Annotated in this window: 18 protein-coding genes and 2 pseudogenes; 17 read left to right on the top strand and 3 right to left on the bottom strand. The window is 61.6% G+C overall.

The window, feature by feature from the left end; translation table 11 throughout:
• Window positions 1–75 precede the first annotated feature (75 nt).
• The 3 genes from trhA (at window position 76) to G9X64_RS00210 (ending at window position 2,237) form a co-directional block, all read left to right on the top strand.
• Entirely contained in the window at window positions 76–744 is a 669-nt protein-coding gene (gene trhA / locus G9X64_RS00220; RefSeq protein WP_029875311.1) for a PAQR family membrane homeostasis protein TrhA, read from the top strand.
• Between the two features lie 66 nt (window positions 745–810).
• A complete protein-coding gene (locus G9X64_RS00215; protein ID WP_168312275.1) occupies window positions 811–1,362 on the top strand; it encodes a GNAT family N-acetyltransferase in 552 nt (183 codons plus the stop codon).
• Window positions 1,363–1,535: 173 nt separating this feature from the next.
• On the top strand, window positions 1,536–2,237 hold the full coding sequence (locus tag G9X64_RS00210; protein WP_168312274.1) for a pentapeptide repeat-containing protein: 702 nt from the start codon (window positions 1,536–1,538) through the stop codon (window positions 2,235–2,237).
• A 96-nt stretch (window positions 2,238–2,333) separates the two neighbouring features.
• Here the strand turns inward: G9X64_RS00210 and G9X64_RS00205 are convergent, their stop codons facing one another.
• Entirely contained in the window at window positions 2,334–2,606 is a 273-nt protein-coding gene (locus G9X64_RS00205) for an usg protein (RefSeq protein ID WP_168312273.1), read from the bottom strand.
• Window positions 2,607–2,883: 277 nt separating this feature from the next.
• Between G9X64_RS00205 and G9X64_RS00200 the strand changes: the two genes are divergently transcribed.
• The 4 genes and pseudogenes from G9X64_RS00200 to G9X64_RS00185 all read left to right on the top strand — a co-directional run.
• Window positions 2,884–3,198 carry a co-chaperone GroES gene (locus G9X64_RS00200; RefSeq protein WP_168316756.1) on the top strand — a complete coding sequence of 105 codons (315 nt, stop codon included), beginning with the start codon at window positions 2,884–2,886 and terminating at the stop codon, window positions 3,196–3,198.
• Between the two features lie 52 nt (window positions 3,199–3,250).
• A complete protein-coding gene (gene groL / locus G9X64_RS00195; protein WP_168312271.1) occupies window positions 3,251–4,879 on the top strand; it encodes a chaperonin GroEL in 1,629 nt (542 codons plus the stop codon).
• Window positions 4,880–4,974: 95 nt separating this feature from the next.
• Window positions 4,975–5,398, top strand: a pseudogene (locus tag G9X64_RS00190) (hypothetical protein).
• A gap of 82 nt (window positions 5,399–5,480) precedes the next feature.
• Window positions 5,481–5,933: pseudogene (locus G9X64_RS00185) on the top strand (amylo-alpha-1,6-glucosidase); the annotation flags it as partial.
• A 34-nt stretch (window positions 5,934–5,967) separates the two neighbouring features.
• Here the strand turns inward: G9X64_RS00185 and G9X64_RS00180 are convergent.
• Window positions 5,968–6,189, bottom strand: coding sequence for a hypothetical protein (locus G9X64_RS00180; protein ID WP_017959619.1), 222 nt, complete (start codon window positions 6,187–6,189; stop codon window positions 5,968–5,970).
• A 210-nt stretch (window positions 6,190–6,399) separates the two neighbouring features.
• Here G9X64_RS00180 and G9X64_RS00175 point away from each other — a divergent pair, with 210 nt between their 5' ends.
• On the top strand, window positions 6,400–6,876 hold the full coding sequence (locus G9X64_RS00175; RefSeq protein ID WP_171375750.1) for an Hsp20 family protein: 477 nt from the start codon (window positions 6,400–6,402) through the stop codon (window positions 6,874–6,876).
• Window positions 6,877–6,917: 41 nt separating this feature from the next.
• On the top strand, window positions 6,918–7,427 hold the full coding sequence (locus G9X64_RS00170) for an Hsp20/alpha crystallin family protein (RefSeq protein ID WP_168312269.1): 510 nt from the start codon (window positions 6,918–6,920) through the stop codon (window positions 7,425–7,427).
• Window positions 7,428–7,558: 131 nt separating this feature from the next.
• Here G9X64_RS00170 and msrB read toward each other — a convergent pair whose 3' ends face one another.
• Window positions 7,559–7,972 (bottom strand): peptide-methionine (R)-S-oxide reductase MsrB, encoded by a 414-nt coding sequence (msrB, locus tag G9X64_RS00165; protein WP_168312268.1) that lies wholly within the window; start codon window positions 7,970–7,972, stop codon window positions 7,559–7,561.
• 189 nt (window positions 7,973–8,161) lie between these two features.
• On the opposite strand from msrB, the gene G9X64_RS00160 reads away from it, so the two are divergent.
• The 8 genes from G9X64_RS00160 to mnhG all read left to right on the top strand — a co-directional run bounded on the left by G9X64_RS00160 (window position 8,162) and on the right by mnhG (window position 14,523).
• Window positions 8,162–8,377, top strand: a complete 216-nt coding sequence (locus G9X64_RS00160; protein ID WP_171375749.1) for a hypothetical protein — start codon at window positions 8,162–8,164, stop codon at window positions 8,375–8,377.
• Window positions 8,378–8,564: 187 nt separating this feature from the next.
• Entirely contained in the window at window positions 8,565–10,922 is a 2,358-nt protein-coding gene (locus G9X64_RS00155; protein ID WP_168312266.1) for a putative monovalent cation/H+ antiporter subunit A, read from the top strand.
• A 4-nt stretch (window positions 10,923–10,926) separates the two neighbouring features.
• A complete protein-coding gene (locus G9X64_RS00150; protein WP_168312265.1) occupies window positions 10,927–11,346 on the top strand; it encodes a Na+/H+ antiporter subunit B in 420 nt (139 codons plus the stop codon).
• Entirely contained in the window at window positions 11,346–11,723 is a 378-nt protein-coding gene (locus G9X64_RS00145) for a Na+/H+ antiporter subunit C (protein WP_168312322.1), read from the top strand. The genes G9X64_RS00150 and G9X64_RS00145 overlap by 1 nt, the downstream gene beginning before the upstream one ends.
• A gap of 67 nt (window positions 11,724–11,790) precedes the next feature.
• Window positions 11,791–13,374: a Na+/H+ antiporter subunit D gene (locus G9X64_RS00140; protein ID WP_168312264.1), complete on the top strand. Its 1,584-nt coding sequence runs from the start codon at window positions 11,791–11,793 to the stop codon at window positions 13,372–13,374.
• On the top strand, window positions 13,371–13,844 hold the full coding sequence (locus tag G9X64_RS00135; RefSeq protein WP_168312263.1) for a Na+/H+ antiporter subunit E: 474 nt from the start codon (window positions 13,371–13,373) through the stop codon (window positions 13,842–13,844). Before G9X64_RS00140 ends, G9X64_RS00135 begins: the two co-directional genes overlap by 4 nt.
• Window positions 13,841–14,194 carry a cation:proton antiporter gene (locus G9X64_RS00130; RefSeq protein ID WP_168312262.1) on the top strand — a complete coding sequence of 118 codons (354 nt, stop codon included), beginning with the start codon at window positions 13,841–13,843 and terminating at the stop codon, window positions 14,192–14,194. The genes G9X64_RS00135 and G9X64_RS00130 overlap by 4 nt, the downstream gene beginning before the upstream one ends.
• Complete coding sequence (mnhG, locus tag G9X64_RS00125) at window positions 14,191–14,523, top strand: monovalent cation/H(+) antiporter subunit G (RefSeq protein WP_168312261.1); 333 nt, start codon at window positions 14,191–14,193, stop codon at window positions 14,521–14,523. The genes G9X64_RS00130 and mnhG overlap by 4 nt, the downstream gene beginning before the upstream one ends.
• Window positions 14,524–14,564 lie beyond the last annotated feature (41 nt).

The following is a 14,564-nucleotide window of genomic DNA, read 5'->3' as shown; positions in this document are numbered from 1 at the left end:
GTCCGTTTTGCCGCAGTTGCGCGCCCGTCCGTTCGATGCGACGATTGCAATCGGGTATGAAACGGATTGGCGTGCATGGGCGAGTTCAACGGCATTCGCTGGGCTTATGATAGATATGAATTGATCGCCGACGGTATCGTCCACGGCGTCGGTCTTGTGCTGGCGCTGATCGGGGCCACCGTGCTGATCTTCTACGCCACCGTCTGGAGCTCCTATGGCGCGCTCGCCGCCGCCTGGATCTATGGCGTCGGACTGGTGCTGACGCTCGCCATTTCCTTTTCCTACAATGCCTGGCCGGTCTCGCGCACGAAATGGTATCTGCGCCGCTTCGATCATTCGGCGATCTTCCTCTTGATCGCCGCCACCTATACGCCCTTCCTCGAACGTGGCGCCGACGATCCGCTGCTCTTGTTCATGCTGGTTGCGATCTGGCTGTTTGCCGCCGTCGGCATCGTCTTGAAATGCGCCTTTCCCGGGCGTTTCGACCGTCTTGCCATCCTGCTTTATCTCGCCATGGGCTGGAGCGGCGTGCTCGTAGCCGAGCCCGTCGCCTCGCGCATTCCCGCCGCCTCGATGCTGCTGATCGTCATCGGCGGCGTCATCTATTCACTTGGCGTCATCTTCCATGTCTGGGAGAAGCTGCGCTTCCAGAACGCCATCTGGCATGGTTTTGTCGTCACTGCCGCGGCGGTGCATTATTCGGCCGTCTTCACCTGTTTCAGCCTGTCGGCGCCGGGCCTCTGAACGACTGATGTGCCCGAGGCCGTTCCTATTTCGCATCCGCCGTTTACATCTTCCCAGGCGGGGCGTATGCCCGCCTTCGCAAACAATATGAACCCGAGCATCATGACTGACGCTGTCCTCCTCCGCGACGCCACAGAAGCCGATCTTTCCGCCATTCGCGATATCTATAATCACGCCGTCGAGCACACGACGGCGATCTGGAACGATACGCTCGTCGATCTCGAAAACCGGCTGGAATGGTTCAGGGCGCGCCAGGCGCGCGGCTTTCCCGTCATCGTCGCCGAAATGTCGGGCAAGGTCGCAGGCTACGCCTCCTATGGCGACTGGCGGCCCTTCGACGGCTACCGCCACACGGTCGAGCATTCCGTCTATGTCGACAAGGATTGCCGGGGTGGCGGCATCGGCGAGCGCCTGATGCGGGAATTGATCGCGCGTGCTGTGGCCGGCAATATCCATGTGATGGTCGCCGGTATCGAGGCGGAGAACACCGCCTCGGTCAGGCTGCACGAAAAGCTCGGCTTCCGCATCGCCGGCAGATTTTCCGAGGTCGGCACCAAATTCGGCCGCTGGCTGGACCTTACCTGCATGGAGCTTCGCCTGCCCGGCAAGGCGGATTGATCCACCTGCCAGGTAAGGTGGATACCACCTGCCAAGAAAAGCCGGACAGCAATCCATTGTGAACGGCGCTCGCCATCTTTTTATTGTAGTCTGAGCTGTGTAAGAAATGGAAGGCTGCTTCGCGAAAGGCGGCCTGAAAGCGTCATCTAAGCGTCATGGGGGTGAACTGTTCAATGGCAATGCACGGATCGTCACTCGGTCTCCTTGCCCTCGTCCTTTTGGCATTTCCGCCGGTTGCCGCACGGGCCGCCGATTGCGGCAGCCTAGCCTCGCCGAAGCTCGACTGGCAGGAATGCACCAAGAAGAACCTGATGCTGCAGGGCAGTGACCTCGAAGGCGCCAATCTCTTCGGCACCGATTTCTCGCTGACCGATCTCGCCGGCGCCAACGTCAAATCCGCCAATCTGGAGAAAGCGACGCTGGTGCGCGCCTCTCTCGAGGGTGCACACGCCGAAGGCGCCAATTTCGCCAAGATCGAGGCCTACCGATCCACCTTCGCCAAAGTCGCCGCCGAGGGCGCGTCCTTTGCTGGCGCCGAACTGCAGCGCGCCAATTTCGCCGGCGCCCAGCTCTCCGGCGCGAGTTTCGAAAAGGCTGAACTCGGCCGCGCCGATTTCGACAAGGCGGTGCTGACGGGGGTGAAATTCTCTTTCGCCAATCTCTCCCGCGCCGATCTCTCCAAGGCCACCTTCGAAGGCCCGGCGACCTTCGAGCGCGCCTTCATGTTCCTGACCCGCATCGAAGGCCTCGACCTCTCGGCCGCCGCCGGGCTCGAACAGGCGCAGATCGACCTTGCCTGCGGCGATGCCTCGACCAAGCTGCCGGCAGGCCTTTCGGCACCCTCGAGTTGGCCATGCCCTGCCGATCACGATTGATTGGGGCTTTCGCGCGATACAGAGCGGTTGGTAAGGCCCTATGGGCAACAATGGCTGGCGGATACGCAGCCATCTGCTGGGACTGTCGGATTCGATTTAGTGCAATCGCAACTCGCCCGTGACGCGACGCCATTCGTTCGGTCCGATCAGCCGCTGGTGGCTATAGCGAACGGAATGCAGCGGCCCGTCAAGCTTGGACTGCCAGAAATCCAGGAATCTGTGCATTTCCGGAAAGTCGGGGGCGAGATCGTAATCCTGCCAGACATAGGTCTGCAGAACCGACTCAAAATCCGGCATGCGGTAGAGGATGTGCGCGGTGGTAAGGCCGTAACCGTTGAGCTGGCGCTCTATGTCCGATGAAAATTCCATGCTTCATCTCCGTTTCGCGATAACGAGAAGGTGGCGCATATTTTTGCCTCCATCAACTGGTTTCTCAACGCGGAAACAGTGTTTGTTGTTCCTTCTCAGTATGTTAGCAGCCATTTCCGGCGAGTGCTAATTTTTTTCGCCACCCCCTTGAAATGGAAAAACCGCAAAACCAGATCATTCCGCGCAAAACGCTCGACAGAGGTTTGCACCCGCCCGGACCGGTCATCCGGTCCGGCCAGGGAACAACGTCATTATTGTTTGTCCATTGGAGGAAAACATGTCGTTCCGACCGCTTCATGATCGCATTCTCGTCCGCCGGCTCGATTCCGAGGAAAAGACCAAGGGCGGCATCATCATCCCTGATACCGCCAAGGAAAAGCCGCAGGAAGGCGAGGTTATCGCCGTCGGCCCCGGCGCACGCAACGACGCCGGCCAGATCCAGGCGCTCGACGTCAAGCCCGGCGATCGCATTCTGTTCGGCAAGTGGTCCGGCACCGAGATCAAGATCAACGGTGAAGATCTGCTGATCATGAAGGAAAGCGATGTCATGGGCATTATCGAGGCCCAGGCCGCCGAAAAGATCGCCGCCTGAGGCGTTCTCAGCGCACTAGTCAAGAAAAGCTGCCTATCGAAGGAGTGAAAGAATGGCTGCGAAAGAAGTCAAATTCCATACCGATGCCCGTGAACGCTTGCTGCGTGGGGTCGATGTGCTGGCCAATGCCGTGAAGGTGACGCTCGGCCCGAAAGGGCGCAACGTCGTCATCGACAAGTCCTTCGGCGCGCCGCGCATCACCAAGGACGGCGTTTCGGTCGCCAAGGAAATCGAGCTCGAAGACAAGTTCGAAAACATGGGCGCCCAGATGCTGCGCGAAGTCGCCTCGAAGACCAACGATCTCGCCGGTGACGGCACCACGACTGCAACGGTGCTGGCCCAGGCGATCGTCAAGGAAGGGGCCAAGGCGGTCGCTTCCGGCATGAACCCGATGGACCTCAAGCGTGGCATCGACATCGCCGTCGACGCCGTTGTCAAGGAACTGAAGACCAACGCCCGCAAGATCTCCAACAATTCCGAAATCGCCCAGGTCGGCACGATCTCCGCCAACGGTGATTCCGAGATCGGTCGTTACCTCGCTGAAGCAATGGAAAAGGTCGGCAATGAGGGTGTCATCACCGTCGAGGAAGCCAAGACCGCCGAAACCGAACTCGAAGTCGTCGAGGGCATGCAGTTCGACCGCGGCTACCTCAGCCCCTACTTCGTCACCAACCAGGACAAGATGCGGGTCGAGCTCGAGGACCCCTATATTCTCATTCATGAGAAGAAGCTCTCGAACCTGCAGTCGATGCTGCCAGTTCTCGAAGCCGTCGTCCAATCCGGCAAGCCGCTCCTCATCATCGCTGAAGACGTCGAAGGCGAGGCCCTCGCAACACTCGTCGTCAACAAGCTGCGCGGCGGCTTGAAGATCGCTGCCGTCAAGGCCCCCGGCTTCGGCGACCGCCGCAAGGCCATGCTCGAAGACATCGCTATCCTGACCGGCGGTACCGTCATCTCCGAAGATCTCGGCATCAAGCTCGAGAACGTGACGCTCAATATGCTCGGCCGTGCCAAGAAGGTGTCGATCGAGAAGGAAAACACCACCATCATCGACGGTGCTGGCTCGAAGGCGGAGCTTGACGGTCGCACGGCTCAGATCCGCGCCCAGATCGAAGAAACCACCTCCGACTACGACCGGGAGAAGCTGCAGGAGCGCCTCGCCAAGCTGGCCGGCGGCGTTGCCGTCATCCGTGTCGGCGGCTCGACGGAAGTCGAGGTGAAGGAGAAAAAGGATCGCGTCGACGACGCGCTTCATGCAACCCGTGCCGCCGTCGAAGAGGGCATCTTGCCCGGCGGTGGCGTTGCCCTTCTGCGCGCCGTCAAGGCGCTCGATAATCTCAGCGTGGCCAACCAGGACCAGCGCGTCGGCATCGAGATTGTGCGCCGCGCAATCGAAGCCCCGGTACGGCAGATCGCCGAAAACGCCGGCGCAGAAGGCTCGATCGTGGTCGGCAAGCTGCGCGAGAAAGGCGAATTCTCCTATGGCTGGAATGCCCAGACCGGCGAATATGGCGATCTCTATGCGCAGGGCGTTATCGATCCGGCGAAAGTGGTGCGCACCGCGCTTCAGGATGCCGCCTCCGTTGCCGGTCTTCTGGTGACGACGGAAGCGATGATCGCCGAGAAGCCCAAGAAGGAGGCCGCTCCGGCCATGCCCGCCGGCCCCGGCATGGACTTCTAAGCGATCGCTCGGCCCGCCCTGCTCTTAAGGGCGGGCCTCCCCACGCACTATCGAATGAACCAAGTTCCATCGGTCAACATCAGTGGAGCCAAGCTATGAGAAAGGAAAGCACCAGCAATTCCATACAGCAGGAAGCCACGGCGGCAATCAGCGCGGCGCATCTGGTTTATCCGGCCAAACATTTCAGTCACCCACGTGACGTGCTTACCGCCGCCGACATCGGCAATGACGAGAAGCGGGCCATTCTGGCTTCATGGGCATCCGATATTTTCGCGATCGAATCCGCACCGGCCCTTCGCCTTTATCCCGGGGCGGAAAGAGCTGTTTCCTATGACGAAATCCTTGAAGCGCTGAAGACGTTGGACAAGGACGATCGGCAAGCTGAGAAGCAAGCTGCGTCGACTTCCTCGACGGCCCGCAGGACCCTTCGCCGAAAACTGCCGACACGCCGGCTTCCTGGTTTTGGCTTGTGCAGCTATTGGAAGGGGGGGACGGCGCCGACAGCTATTCGAAACCTGACCTCTCCCATCTGACCTGCCGCGCGCCTCGTAAGGACGCAGGCATGATTTTTGCCGACGACTCTTTGCTCAACAGAGGAGGTTACAATGGCTCGATCTGGCCACATGACAATGCCTTGATCGCCAGCGGCCTTGCCCGCTATGGCTACCGCGTCGAAGCCGCGCGGATATTCGAGGGGTTGTTTGCCGCCTCGACCTATATCGACCTGCGGCGGCTCCCCGAACTCCTCTGCGGCCTGCCGCGCCAGCGGGCACGAGGGCCGACCTTCTATCCGGTCGCCTGCTCGCCTCAAGCATGGGCGGCAGCCGCTCCTTTGCCGCTGCTGCAATCCTGTCTTGGCCTCGACTTCGACCCGAATGGCTTGCACATCAGCTTCAACGTACCGAGGCTTCCCCCATTCCTCGACGAGGTGATCTTACGACGCCTGTCGATCGGTATTGGCTCGGCTGACGTCGCCATTCGCAGGTCGGGACGCCAGGTCGTGGTCGATGTGATGGACCGCCACGGCAATGTTCAGGTGCTCACGATAGCATGACGGATCAGTGGGGGAGGCGAGTCATCCGGCTCTCCTATTCCGGTTCCTCTTCATCCGAACTCAGCAAATCAACAAGCGCAGCAACCCTGCCTGTTGGCAGAGGCCGGCCTTCACCCATCAAGGCTTCGTCGTTGCTGGCCCACGCAAATGCCTCGGCGAGTTCAGCCTGGGTGGCGCCTGTCGCGATGACCTCGGCCACGAGCGTTTCATCGGCGGGCCCGAGGACGGCGATGACGTCCTTTGAAGTCATTGTCATAACCATTTCTCCTCTCTCAAGCTCAGCCCAGATATGGTGGTGCCTTCGAAGAAAGCAATTTTTTCGCTGAGAAATTCTCTCCTCTTGAAACGGTAAACTGCTGAATTATATCAGTATTGTCGATCGCCGAGCAGGGATCGACAGGTCCAGGAGACGCCTGTCGCTCTTGGCGTCTCCTGTATCCATGTTGCTTGTAAGGAGGATATGGCTATGAGGACAAACCTCGATTTCTCTCCCCTGTTCCGGTCGAGCATCGGCTTCGAGCGGATGTTGAACGCACTCGACGCTGCAAGCCGCGCCGAGACAATCGACAACTGGCCGCCTTACGATATCGTCAAAGCCGGCGAGGACGAATACCGCATTGCCATGGCCGTGGCGGGCTTCTCGCAGGACGAACTGGCGATCATCCAAGAGCAGAACATGCTCGTCGTCTCAGGGCAGAAGGCGAACGGCGAAGATGTTCAATACCTGCATCGCGGCATTGCTGGTCGAAGCTTCCAGCGTCGGTTCGAATTGGCCGACCACGTCAAGGTCGTGGATGCCGGCCTCGTCAACGGTCTGCTGACCATCGACCTCAAGCGTGAAATTCCTGAAGAGATGAAGCCGCGCCAGATCGAGATCGGAACTGGAAATGCAATGCCGAAGGCCGAGACCAAGCAGATCGACGCCGAGACGCAGGCAGCCTGAGCCGTCAGGAATGCCCAAGAACCACCAGAAAGGAGTAAGCCATGAGTGTTCGTGATTTGATTCCTTGGGGCCGCAACAACGGCCACCAGGTTCCGAGTCTCCTCCGCGAGGACGACCATGATCCTTTCCTGTCGCTCCATCGCGAGGTCAACCGTCTGTTCGACGATGCTTTCCGCAGCTTCGGCTCTGGCCTGCCGTCACTGCGGGGCGCCAGCGGTTTCGGTGCCGGCTGGCCGAGTGTCGAGATCTCCGACACCGATAAGGATATCAAGGTGACGGCCGAAGTCCCCGGCCTTGAGGAAAAGGACATCGAGGTCATTCTCGATGATGGCGTTCTGACGCTGAAGGGTGAAAAGCGTTCGGAGACGGAAGACAAGGAGAAGCAGTTCTCGGAGCGCTACTATGGCCGCTTCGAGCGACGCATCCCACTCGCGACCGAGGTCAAGGAAGATCAGGTCGACGCGACCTTCAAGAACGGCGTCCTGACCGTCACCTTGCCCAAGAGCGAAAAGGCGCAGTCACAGGTCAGGCGCATCGCCATCAGAACCTGATCGAAACAAGTGCGGCGGCCGACCACCTGGCGGCCGCCGCTACCATGTCGACCATGGTGGCACGGAAATTTCCGTCGCGCTTAGTCTCCTCATGGCCGCCGCGGGATCGGATCCCGATCGCAGGTTCAGGCCTATTTCCCCGCCTCGAACACCATCGAGTGGCCGTTGATGCAATAACGCAGGCCGGTCGGCGGCGGGCCGTCGGGAAAGACGTGGCCGAGATGGGCGTCGCAGCTGCCGCAGCGGATTTCGGTGCGCACCATGCCAAAGGCCGTGTCGCGATGCTCCGTCACCGCTTCGGGCGATACCGCTTCGAAATAGCTCGGCCAGCCGCAGCCGGCATCGAATTTCGTGTCGGAGCGGAAAAGCGGCGCATTGCAGCCGACGCAGCGGTAAAGCCCCGTCTCGAAGGAATCCCAATAGGGGCCGGTAAAGGCGCGTTCGGTGCCGTGCTGGCGCGTGATGCGGTATTGCTCAGGCGTGAGCTGCTCTTTCCATTCGGCGTCGGTCTTGTGGATCTTGGCGGTCGTCGCAGTGTCGGACATGAGGTGCTCCTTTCGCCGAGGGGCGGGTTCCGTTTCGCGAGAAAATGTGGTGCGCCGTGTTCAGTTCATCAAGTCTCCCGCGGCACGCCATGAGATTGGCGGCATACCCAATTAGGGGAAGAGGCTTGCTTTTACATCCGTTAGGGGCTTTCTGTTAGGGTTAATGTTGCGTGCATTGGAGAAACACTGGTGTTTGAAACAGCAATCGTCCTGCTCTACGGCCTTGTGGCCGTGGCCGCCATGGCGGTCACGCTGTTGGAAGGCTGGGCCAACCATGACGGTTTGACGTTCCATCGTCTCGCTGGGCTCCTCGCTTGCCTGCTCTGGCCGCTGACGCTTCTTGTCTTCATCCTCCACGGTTGCATCGTCCGGCTGCTGACGCGTCTTTCCAGATCGACGGCCTGATCGGCTTTGAACATTGCCATGCAGTTGGCTTGCGGCCGAAATCACTTGAGACGCTCCCCCGTTTCGCCTAAGCCAGAAGACAGGCCGGTTTTCTCCGGCTTTTCGTCTGTTGCCATTACAGCGCCGCGCGCCTTGTCGGACGTGCAAAAGCCTGTAACATTTTGAATCATGCAGTAGAGGAGGGGACATGGCCGATGTCACGGCTCTGACATTTCTGGCCTTGTGTCTGCCGCTCGCCGGCGCTCTTGCCGCCCCCTTCGTCATCCGCATCTTCGGCGCAAACGGTGCCTGGCTCCTGGCGATCGCTCCCTTGCTCGCCTTCCTGCATTTCCTGCGTTTCATTCCCAAGATCGCGCGCGGCGAGGTCGTCACCGGCGGCTATTCCTGGGTGCCGAGCTTTCATCTCTCCTTTTCCTGGTTCCTCGACGGCCTGTCGCTGGCTTTCGCGCTGCTGATCACCGGCATCGGCACCCTGATCGTGCTTTATGCCGGCGCTTATCTCAAGGGACACAAGGATCAGGGCCGCTTCTTCTCCTTCATCTTCCTCTTCATGGGCGCGATGCTCGGCGTCGTCGTTTCCGACAGTTTCCTGATGCTCTTCGTCTTCTGGGAACTGACATCGATCACGTCCTTCCTGCTGATCGGCTTCGATCACGAGCGTGAAGCCGCTCGTCGCGCCGCCCTGCAGGCGCTTGTTGTGACCGGTGGGGGAGGGCTCTGCCTGTTGGCCGGTCTGCTGCTGCTCTGGAACATCTCGGGCGTCACTGAGATGTCGCGGCTCATCGGCGCAGGCGATGTCGTGCGCCAAAGCCCGCTCTATCTACCTGCCCTCATCTTGGTCCTCGGCGGCGCCTTCACCAAGTCGGCCCAGTTTCCCTTTCACTTCTGGCTGCCGAACGCCATGGAGGCGCCGACGCCGGTTTCGGCCTATCTGCATTCGGCCACCATGGTGAAGGCAGGCGTCTATCTGCTGATGCGGCTCAACCCCGTCATGGGGGCAACCCCTGCCTGGGAAATCCTTCTGCCCTTCTTTGGCGGCCTTACGCTGGTGGTCGGCACCGCGCTTGCCATCCGCCAGACAGACCTGAAGCTCAAACTCGCCCATACTACCGTCTCCTCGCTCGGCCTGCTCGTTATGCTGATCGGCTTCGGCTCGGACCATGCGATCGAGGCGGCGGCGCTCTATCTGGTGGCGCATTCCCTCTTCAAGGGCGCGCTCTTCATGGTCGCAGGCATCATCGATCATGAGACCGGCACGCGCGATATCACCAGGCTCAGCGGCCTGATGCGGGCGATGCCGCTCACCTGGATCATCGCGCTTGCGGCCGCCTTCTCCATGGCCGGCCTGCCGCCCTTCTTCGGCTTCCTCGCCAAGGAGGAGATCTATACCGCACTCGTCGGCGGCGATGTCCGCGCGCTCACCTTCACCGGCATTACCGTCTTCGGCAATGCGCTGATGTTTGCCGTCGCCTTTGCCGTGGCGCTGAAACCCTTCCTCGGCCAACCGGTGGAGACGCCGAAACCCCCGCACGAAGCGCCCGTCCTTTTGTGGCTCGGCCCGGCGGTTCTCGCCGTCCTCGGCCTGCTCGCGGCGCTCTTTACCGGCTTCACCCATGCCATCCTGTCCTCGCCGATCGCATCCGCCATCCGCCAAACACCTGTCGAAATCGACATTTCGCTGACGCCGCATATCGGCCTGCCCTTGGCGCTCTCCGCCCTGACCGTGCTGCTCGGTATCGGCGTCTACTGGCAACTCTCGCGTGCCCGTTTCCTTATGGCCGTCTTCCTGCGCGCGGCCGGACCTGGGCCGGACCATGGCTTTGATGTCGCTGTATCGGGCCTTGTCCGCTTTTCAGGCCGCGTCATGCGTGTGCTCCAGCCGGGGCGGCTGGAGATCTACGTCACCTGCACCTTCCTCTGCGTTGCCGCCATCCTCATCGTCCCGCTCGTCGTCTATGGCGAGCTGCCGCGTCTGCCGGCCTGGCCGACCGATGTCAGGCTGCATGAATGGGCGGTCTTCCTGATCGCCGCCTTCGGCCTGGCCGCCGTGCTCATCGCCCGCGACCGGCTGACGGCGATCGTTTCGCTCGGCATTCAGGGTTTCGCCGTCGCCATCATCTTCCTGCTGTTCGGCGCGCCGGATCTGTCCTTCACCCAGTTCATGGTCGAAACCCTTTCGGTGGTGATTCTCGCCCTGGTCATGACCAGGCTTCGTCTCTCGCCCGACGATCAGCGGCCGCTCGGCCGCAAGCTCTTCGACGGCGCGCTGGCGCTTGCCTGCGGCCTCGGCTTCACGCTTCTGCTGATGCGGGCAACCGAGGCACCGTTCAACGACGCGCTGACGGCTTTCTTCAACACGTATTCCAAATCGATCGCCCACGGCGCCAATGTCGTCAACGTCATCATCGTCGATTTCCGCGGCACCGACACGCTTGGCGAAATCGCCGTCGTCGCGGTCACCGGCCTTGCCATCCTGGCGCTGATCCGCATCCGCGCCGGAAGCGAGCGCAAGCTTGCCGCCAACGACCCCGCGGCGGAGGGTTGAGCGCGTGAACACCCTCATCTTCCGCACCGCCGCCCCGTTTCTCACCGCGCTGATGCTGCTTTTTTCCGTCTTCGTGCTGCTGCGCGGCCATAACGAGCCGGGCGGCGGCTTCATCGGCGGGCTGATCGCTGCCTCGGGACTAGCGATCTACGGCATTGCCCGCGGCGTTGGCGCCGTTCGCCGGGCGCTGTTTTTCCATCCGCTGTCGATTGCCGGCTTCGGCTTGCTTCTGTCGACCGTGGCCGGTCTTCTCTCCATCCTGTTTGCCGTTCCCTTCATGACCGGCCTCTGGATCTATCCGACGCTTTTCGGCGCCGAGGTGCCGCTGTCCAGCGTCCTGCTTTTCGATGTCGGCGTCTATCTCGTCGTGCTCGGCGCCATCACCTCGATCGCACTGGCGCTCGAGGAAAAGGAGGTGGAATGATGGAGCCGCTTCTCGCGATCCTCGTCGGCCTGTTCTTTGCCGCCGCCATCTATCTGATGCTGTCGAAATTCTCGATCCGGATCATGCTCGGTATTGCCATCCTCGGCAACGCCGTCAACCTGCTGCTCTTTACCGGCGGCCGGCTGACGCGCGAGGTGCCGCCGATCATCCCGGCGGGTCTCGACAGTCTGCCCGCGGGCACGGCCAACCCGCTGCCGCAGGCCCTCATCCTGACGGCCATCGTCATCTCCTTTTCCTTCCTCGCCTTCCTGCTGGTGTTGACCTACCGCGCCTATCAGGACCTCGGCACCGACAACACCAGCGACATGCGCGTCGCCGAGCCCGACGACCGGCCGCTGCCGCCACTGGGGTATTGAGGCGGATGGTTGTGCGGATGCTCACCCCAAGGCAAACACTCTCGTGTGATATTGGAGGCGCCATCTGATGGCCGCCCCCACCTCTACTGTCGATCTCTCCGCCGCCCTGATCACCGCTCCGGTGCCGATCGGTCACTGGCTCGCCATCCTGCCGGTCGCCCACTGCATTACGCTGGGTGCCGTCTTGCTGATGCTGCGCGCCTATCCCCGTCTGCAGGCCTGGCTTGCTATTCCGGGTCTTGCGGCGCTGGCGCTGATCGATGCCGCCCTGCTTGCCAAGGTCGCGACCGACGGGCCGCTGACCATGGTCATGGGCCGCTGGCTGCCGCCTTTCGGCATCGCCTTCACCGTCGATCTCCTCGGTGCGCTGATGGCCTTCACCGCGGCCCTTGCCGCGCTTGCCGGCGGCATCTATGCGCTGGCCGATATCGGCGAAAGCGGCCGCCGATACGGCTTCTTCCCGCTGCTGATGCTGCTGATGGCCGGCGTCACCGGCGCTTTTCTGACCGGCGATATTTTCAATCTCTATGTCTGGTTCGAGGTGCTGCTGATCTCCTCGTTCGGGCTGATCATCCTTGGTTCCGAACGTGAGCAGATCGACGGCGCGCTGAAATATGCGGTGCTCAATCTGATTGCCACGACCCTGTTTCTGGTCGGCGTCGGCATTCTCTATGCCGCCTTCGGCACGCTCAATATGGCCGATATCGCTGCAAAAACCGGGGATTTGCGCGGCACGGCGCCGCTGATGACGCTGGCAAGCCTCTTCCTGCTCGCCTTCGGCATGAAGGCGGCAGCCTTCCCGGTCAATTTCTGGCTGCCCGCCGCCTACCATACGCCGCGTATCGTGGTCTCCGCGCTGTTTGCCGGCCTGCTCACCAAGGTGGGCATCTACGCGCTGATCCGGGTGATGGTCATGCTGTTGCCGATGGAGCGCCAGGAATTGAGCCCGGTGATCGCGCTTGCCGCCGCCGCGACCATTCTCGTCGGCGCTCTCGGCGCGCTCGCCGAAAACGATATCCGCAGGCTGTTCGGCTATGTCGTCATATCGGGCATCGGCAACATGCTCGCCGGCGTCGCGCTCGGCGGCCTTGGCGGCATCAGCGGCGCGGTATTCTACGCGCTTCATTCCATGGTGCTGATGACCGCACTTTATCTTGCCGCCGGCGAGATCGCCCGGCGCGGCGGCGGCTTTTCACTGTCGGCCCTCGGCGGGCTCTACAGGCAAAGCGGCGGCTTCGCCGCGCTCTCCCTCGCGCTCTTCCTTGCCGCCTGCGGCCTGCCGCCCTTTTCCGGCTTCTGGCCGAAAGTCATTCTCGTCAAGGCCTCGTTCGATCTCGGTGCCTGGTGGTTGGCGGCCTCAATCCTCCTCGGCGGCTTTCTGACGACCATTGCCTTCGGCCGTCTCTTCCTGCTCGCCTATTGGCGCCCGGCTCCGATAGCCCCGACGCCGATAGCTTTGGCGTCGACAGCCCTGAGGTCTCCCGGTGCCAGGTGGCGCACGGGCCTGCCGCTCGCGGCACTGACAGCGCTGGTCGTCGGTTTTGGCATCCTGCCGGAACAGTTGCTGGCGCTGTCGCAATCGGCCGCCGCCGGCCTGGCCCATCCCCAGGCCTATCTTCATTCGGTCTTCCCGGAAGGAGGCGCGCCGTGATCTTCTTCCTCTTCAACCTGTTGCTTGCCATTGCCTGGGTCGCCGTTACCGGCAGCGCCTCGCTGCACAATCTCGTCCTCGGCTTGCTGCTCGGGGCCTTGGCGCTGGTCATCATCCGCGAATCCTTCGGCGGCAAGGGGCATATCCCCCGCGTTCTCCCATTGCTCTCGCTCGCCGCTCTGTTCCTCAAGGAATTGTCGCTGTCGGCCTGGAAGGTTACGGTCACCGTCCTCTCGCCCGATATGAAGCTGAAGCCCGGCATCTTCGCCTTCCAGTTGACGGTAACGAGCGATTTCGAAATCACTTTGCTCGCAAACCTCATCACGCTGACACCCGGCACGCTGTCGGTCGACGTCTCGCCCGATCGCCGCACGCTCTATGTCCACGCGCTCGATTGTTCCGATCCCGAGACCACCAAGCGTGATATCGCCAACGGTTTCGAACGCAAGATCATGGAGGCCTTCCGGTGATCACACCTGCCGCCATCGTCGCGGTCGCATCCTCGGCCGCACTCGTCATCCTCGGCCTGGCGTTGATTCTGAGCGTCTGGCGTGTCGTTGCCGGCCCGACATTGCCGGACCGGATCCTCGCCCTCGACATGCTGACCGGCATCGCCATTGGCTTCATCGCCGTCATCGCGGTCAAGACCAGGTTTTCGCTCTATATCGATATCGCCATCTCGCTCGGCCTCGTCGGTTTCCTGGCGACCGTCGCCTTCGCCCGATTTGTGCTGTCGCGCGGCAACATCAAATCGAAGCCGCCCGCCGCTGCGGCAAATGGCAACACGCAAAAGCGCCGGGCAGGGGGGAAAAAGCGATGATCGATTATATCGTTGCTACCGTCACCGCCCTGCTTTTGACCGTCGGTGCGCTCTTTGCGCTTGCGGCGGCGATCGGCCTGGTCCGGCTGCCCGATCTTTATACGCGCATGCATTCGGCCTCGAAGGCGGGGACTGTTGGCTCCGGCCTGTTGCTCCTTGCCGCCGGCCTCTATTCAGAGGAGCCGGCGATTCTCGCCCGCGCCATTGCCGGTTTCGTCTTCTTCCTGCTGACGGCGCCGGTGTCTGCTCACCTGCTTGCCAGAGCTGCCCATCGTTCGGGATATGATCTCGGTGCGCTCTCGGTCCGTGACGATATCAGGGATCGTTGAGCCTATGCTGTTCGCGACTTTACCAGATTTATGCAAAACTT

Origin of the sequence: Rhizobium sophorae (assembly GCF_013087515.1) — a bacterium.
Lineage (GTDB): Bacteria > Pseudomonadota > Alphaproteobacteria > Rhizobiales > Rhizobiaceae > Rhizobium > Rhizobium sophorae.
Note: the sequence above shows the minus strand (reverse complement) of the source record. Positions and strands in the feature narration are given on the sequence as shown.

What these genes read in the sequence shown, in the direction of transcription:
- G9X64_RS00215 (WP_168312275.1), top strand. Translation starts at nt 811, where the DNA reads ATGCCCGCCTTCGCAAACAATATGAACCCGAGCATCATGACTGACGCT.
- G9X64_RS00140 (WP_168312264.1), top strand. Translation starts at nt 11,791, where the DNA reads ATGGCCGCCCCCACCTCTACTGTCGATCTCTCCGCCGCCCTGATCACC.
- groL (WP_168312271.1), top strand. Translation starts at nt 3,251, where the DNA reads ATGGCTGCGAAAGAAGTCAAATTCCATACCGATGCCCGTGAACGCTTG.
- trhA (WP_029875311.1), top strand. Translation starts at nt 76, where the DNA reads ATGGGCGAGTTCAACGGCATTCGCTGGGCTTATGATAGATATGAATTG.
- G9X64_RS00210 (WP_168312274.1), top strand. Translation starts at nt 1,536, where the DNA reads ATGGCAATGCACGGATCGTCACTCGGTCTCCTTGCCCTCGTCCTTTTG.
- mnhG (WP_168312261.1), top strand. Translation starts at nt 14,191, where the DNA reads ATGATCGATTATATCGTTGCTACCGTCACCGCCCTGCTTTTGACCGTC.
- G9X64_RS00175 (WP_171375750.1), top strand. Translation starts at nt 6,400, where the DNA reads ATGAGGACAAACCTCGATTTCTCTCCCCTGTTCCGGTCGAGCATCGGC.
- msrB (WP_168312268.1), bottom strand. Translation starts at nt 7,972, where the DNA reads ATGTCCGACACTGCGACGACCGCCAAGATCCACAAGACCGACGCCGAA.
- G9X64_RS00145 (WP_168312322.1), top strand. Translation starts at nt 11,346, where the DNA reads ATGGAGCCGCTTCTCGCGATCCTCGTCGGCCTGTTCTTTGCCGCCGCC.
- G9X64_RS00180 (WP_017959619.1), bottom strand. Translation starts at nt 6,189, where the DNA reads ATGACAATGACTTCAAAGGACGTCATCGCCGTCCTCGGGCCCGCCGAT.
- G9X64_RS00155 (WP_168312266.1), top strand. Translation starts at nt 8,565, where the DNA reads ATGGCCGATGTCACGGCTCTGACATTTCTGGCCTTGTGTCTGCCGCTC.
- G9X64_RS00170 (WP_168312269.1), top strand. Translation starts at nt 6,918, where the DNA reads ATGAGTGTTCGTGATTTGATTCCTTGGGGCCGCAACAACGGCCACCAG.
- G9X64_RS00205 (WP_168312273.1), bottom strand. Translation starts at nt 2,606, where the DNA reads ATGGAATTTTCATCGGACATAGAGCGCCAGCTCAACGGTTACGGCCTT.
- G9X64_RS00200 (WP_168316756.1), top strand. Translation starts at nt 2,884, where the DNA reads ATGTCGTTCCGACCGCTTCATGATCGCATTCTCGTCCGCCGGCTCGAT.